Annotated in this window: 3 protein-coding genes; 2 read left to right on the top strand and 1 reads right to left on the bottom strand. The window is 64.1% G+C overall.

Annotated elements, in window-relative coordinates:
- Positions 1-115 precede the first annotated feature (115 nt).
- Positions 116-1138 carry a methionine synthase gene (locus WCB02_RS03600; protein ID WP_423956466.1) on the bottom strand — a complete coding sequence of 341 codons (1023 nt, stop codon included), beginning with the start codon at positions 1136-1138 and terminating at the stop codon, positions 116-118.
- Positions 1139-1257: 119 nt separating this feature from the next.
- Between WCB02_RS03600 and WCB02_RS03595 the strand changes: the two genes are divergently transcribed.
- Entirely contained in the window at positions 1258-1962 is a 705-nt protein-coding gene (locus WCB02_RS03595; protein WP_423956467.1) for a glutathione binding-like protein, read from the top strand.
- 194 nt (positions 1963-2156) lie between these two features.
- Positions 2157-2649: 2-hydroxychromene-2-carboxylate isomerase (locus WCB02_RS03590; protein ID WP_423956465.1), on the top strand; the 493-nt coding region annotated here is incomplete at its 3' end.

The following is a 2649-nucleotide window of genomic DNA, read 5'->3' as shown; positions in this document are numbered from 1 at the left end:
ACCAGCGCCTTGCACTGGTTCAGCGCCGTGCGATCGTCGGCGGCGCGGGCGGGCCATCCGGTCGCGGCGAGCAGCGCCAGCATGATCGCAGCGCCGCGCGAGGACGAGACGAAAATCATCCCAGCTTCTCGCGCGCCAGCTTGGCGCCGGCGCCAAGCGCCATCAGCTTGGCTTCGGCGATGTCCCGGCGCATCGGCGCCATGCCGCAATTGGTTGTCGCGATGATGCTGCTCTTCGGCACGAATTTCGACACGGCGTCGATCACCTTGACGACGTCTTCGGCGGTCTCGACCAGGTCGCTTGCGACGTCGATCACGCCGGCCTGCAGGATCTTGCCCTTGAGCAGCGCCAGCAGGTCGAGCGGCACCCTGGAATTGCGGCATTCGATCGCGACCTGCTGGATCGAGCTGTTGTCGATCGCCGGGAAGATCTCCTCATATTGCCGCCACTGGCCGCCCAGCGTCTCCTTCCAATCCGTGTTGGCCTTGATGCCGTAGCCGTAGCAGATGTGCACAGCGGTGGCGCAGGTCAGCCCCTCGGCGGCGCGCTCCAGCGCCTTGATGCCCCAGTCGTTGACCTCGTCCATGTAGACGTTGAAGGCGGGCTCGTCGAACTGGATCAGGTCGACGCCGTCGGCCTGCAAAGCCTTGGCTTCGGCGTTGAGCAGCTCGGCGAACGCGAACGCCATCTTGACGCGGTCGCCGTAGTAGCGATCGGCGATGGTGTCGATGATGGTCATCGGGCCGGGCAGGGTGAATTTCAACTTTCGCGTGGTGTGGGTGCGGGCGATGCGGGCCTCCTCGGCATGGACGCGGGCCTTCAGCGTCAGCGGCGCCACCACCTGCGGCACCATCGCCTTGTAGCGGTCCTTGCGGATGCCCATTTCGACCTTGTGGGCAAAATCGATGCCCTCGATCTTCTCCAGGAAGCCGTGCACGAAATGCTGGCGCGCCTGCTCGCCCTCGGTGACGATGTCGATGCCGGCATCCTCCTGCAGCTTGAGCGCCAGCAGGATGGCATCGCGCTTGGCGCGGGCCAGTTCCTCGCCTTGGGATTTCCAGGGCGCCCACAGCGTATTGGGCTCGGCCAGCCATTCCGGCTTCGGCAAGGAGCCTGCGATCGTGGTTGGAAACAGCATGGGAGCCTCCCGGTCGGTCGTGGTTGAGCGCCTCTCTGCCATGTCTTATGGTCGAGGTACAGAACAACAAAAGCCGCACGGCCAGCCACCGGGTCAAGGCCGTCGAGACCGGGAAAACCATGATCGACCTGCATTACGCGCCGACGCCGAACGGCTGGAAAATCTCGATCATGCTGGAGGAGCTTGGGCTTCCCTATACGGTGATTCCGGTCAACATCCGCGCCGGTGAGCAGTTTCGTCCCGAGTTTCTGGCGATCAGCCCGAACAACCGGATTCCTGCGATCGTGGACCACGCGCCGGCCGACGGCGGCGGCCCGGTTTCGGTATTCGAGACCGGCGCGATCCTGATCTACCTCGCCGACAAGGCCGGGCGCTTGCTCTCCTCCGAGCTGCGGGCGCGCTCGACTGCGATTCAATGGGTGATGTGGCAGATCGGCGGGCTCGGGCCGATGCTCGGCCAGCATGGCCATTTCGCGCTCTATGCGGCGGAAAAGATTCCCTACGCGATCGAGCGCTATCGCGACGAGGCGGCGCGGCTCTACGGCGTGCTGGACCGCCAGCTCGGCCGGACCGGCGCCTACGTCGCCGGTCGTGATTACTCGATCGCCGACATCGCCTGCTTCCCCTGGACCATGACGCACAAGGCGCAAGGCTTCACGCTCGACGATTATCCGAACGTCAAGCGCTGGTACGCAGAAGTCCGCGCCCGGCCGCAGGTGCAGGCCGGGCTTGCGATCGGCAAGTTCGTGAAAGAGCCGTTCGACGAGGAGGCGCGCCGGAACATGTTCGGGCAGAAGGCGAAGGAGCTGGCGGAGAGGAAATAATCTTGCTCTGTCGTCATTGCGAGGAGCGCAGCGAAGAAGCAATCCATGCTTTTTTCGCGGTGAGATGGATTGCTTCGCGGAGCCTGTCATCGGGCGGCGCTTTGCGCCGACCCGTTGGCTCGCAATGACGGGCTGGAGACGCATTCAACAACGGACGTCGTACAACTCGGCGCCACAGCAAAAAGGAAACGCCCATGATCGAATTCTTCTTCGACTGCTCCAGTCCCTGGACCTATCTCGCCTTCCACAACATCCAGCCGCTCGCGAAAGAGTTCGGCCAGGAGATCTCGTGGCGGCCGATCCTGGTCGGCGGCATCTTCAACAGCATCAATCCGAGCGTCTATGCGCAGCGGGAGCATCCGGTGCCGGCCAAGGTCGCCTACCAGAAAAAGGACATGGCGGATTGGGCGCGCTCGGCGGGGCTTGCGATCAGGATGCGGCCGACGGTGTTTCCGGTGAACAGCGTCAAGGCGATGCGCGGCTGCATCTGGCTTGGCCAGAACGCCGCCAAGGACATGGTGCCGTTCGCGCGCGCGGTGTTCGAGATCTACTGGGGCGAGGACCAGGACATCTCGCAGGACGCGGTGCTGACCGAGGTCTGCAAGCGCATCGGGGTCGATCCCACGGCATTCTTCCCCGGCATCGGCCAGCAGGCGATCAAGGACCAGCTCAAGGCCAATACCGACG

It is taken from the genome of Bradyrhizobium sp., assembly GCF_049581145.1.
GTDB lineage: Bacteria > Pseudomonadota > Alphaproteobacteria > Rhizobiales > Xanthobacteraceae > Bradyrhizobium.
The sequence above is the reverse complement of the archived record's forward strand: the minus strand, read 5'-3'. Positions and strand labels throughout refer to the sequence as shown.

Coding starts and splice junctions, on each gene's coding strand:
- WCB02_RS03595 (WP_423956467.1), top strand. CDS start 1,258: ATGATCGACCTGCATTACGCGCCGACGCCGAACGGCTGGAAAATCTCG.
- WCB02_RS03600 (WP_423956466.1), bottom strand. CDS start 1,138: ATGCTGTTTCCAACCACGATCGCAGGCTCCTTGCCGAAGCCGGAATGG.